Source organism: Halalkalibacter wakoensis JCM 9140 (genome assembly GCF_000513095.1).
Taxonomy (GTDB): domain Bacteria; phylum Bacillota; class Bacilli; order Bacillales; family Bacillaceae_D; genus Halalkalibacter; species Halalkalibacter wakoensis.
This window is the reverse complement of record NZ_BAUT01000159.1, coordinates 1-1,448: the sequence shown is the minus strand read 5'-3', so window position 1 is coordinate 1,448 and position 1,448 is coordinate 1. Positions and strand designations below refer to the sequence as shown.

The following is a 1,448-nucleotide window of genomic DNA, read 5'->3' as shown; positions in this document are numbered from 1 at the left end:
CTGTGCACTGGACCCATAAAGTTGGACACTTTTATTTACGCAGCTAATTCGGTACTGATCCGGTAAGCTACTGGACTTTTTCGCTTCAATCTTGATTTAATTCTCAAGTGGTTGTAGTAATAAACGTATTGTTCTAATTTGGCTTTAAAGTGCTCAATACTATGAAACTCTTCTAAATAAAGGAACTCGGATTTTAGGATTCCAAAAAAGTTCTCCATGACAGAATTGTCATGACAGTTTCCCTTTCGAGACATACTTTGTGTGATGTTATGTTCTTTCAATGTCCTTCGGTATTGGGTCATTCGATAGTGCCAACCCTGATCGGAATGAAGTAACAGATCATCGCCTTCCTTTACGTATTTTAATCCTTGGGCTAACATCTTATCGACCAAATCATACGTTGGCCTTGATTCGAGCGTATAGGTTATGATTTCGCCGTTAAACAAATCTAAAATTGGGGACAGATAGAGCTTCTGTCCAAACAATTTAAATTCCGTAATGTCCGTTACCCACTTTTGGTTAGGTTTCTGGGCACTAAAGTCACGGTTTAGGATGTTTGGAGCTACGTTTCCAATTTCTCCTTTATACGATTTGTACTTCTTCATTCGCACAATGCATTGAATTCCTAGGTCTCTCATAATGCGAAGTACTTTCTTTTTGTTGATCTCATGTCCTTTTTCCTGAAGGACATCTGTAATGCGACGATAACCATATCGACCCATGTGTTTATGGTAAATGAATGCAATTCTTCGTTTCCATTTGCGGTCAGGGTCTGGCTGGTTCCATTTTTTGATGATGCTGTAGTAAGTGCTTTTGGGCATCTTAGCTATTTTGATCATTCGAATCACCGGGAATTCGTTCCTTAGTTCATATATTACTTGCGCTTTGATTTCGTTGGTGATTGTTTTTCCTGAACTAAGGCTTTCAGCTTTTTTAAATACGCATTCTCCATACGAAGGTGTTCCAGTTCTTTTTTCATCTCTTCTACCGATGGGTTCGATGAGTTGCCTTTGACCTTATTTATCTTCTGATTAGATGTCATTGTAGAAAGCCCCTTTTCTTTTGGTTCAAGGGCACCTTCTCCACCTGCCTCCCACTGTTTCTTCCACCTGCGAAGCAGACATGGGTCTGGGATATGAAAAATGGCTGATGCCTCTCGAATGGAGTAATTCTTTTCCGTGATAGATTGAATTACTCTCAGTTTAAAGGCTGATGAATAGTTTGTATAGGGAAAGGTAAAAGCTTGATCCCCGTGGTAACGAACTAACATTACCCAATAGCGGAGAATGGAGTGATCTACACCTACTTGACTCGCTAGGTCTCGGTAACTGATTATCTCGTTTAGATAACGATTAGCAACTTGAAGTTATATTCCTTGGTGAACTTAGCCATTTATGTGGGCACCTCCTATTGTTGTTTGGAGTGTCCAACAATAGGGGTGCAGTACA

The 1,448-nt window shown here is 39.9% G+C and carries 1 pseudogene; it reads right to left on the bottom strand.

From position 1 onward, the window contains the following. Window positions 1-35: 35 nt before the first annotated feature. A pseudogene (locus tag JCM9140_RS23440) lies at window positions 36-1,392 on the bottom strand (IS3 family transposase). Between the last annotated feature and the right edge of the window lie 56 nt (window positions 1,393-1,448).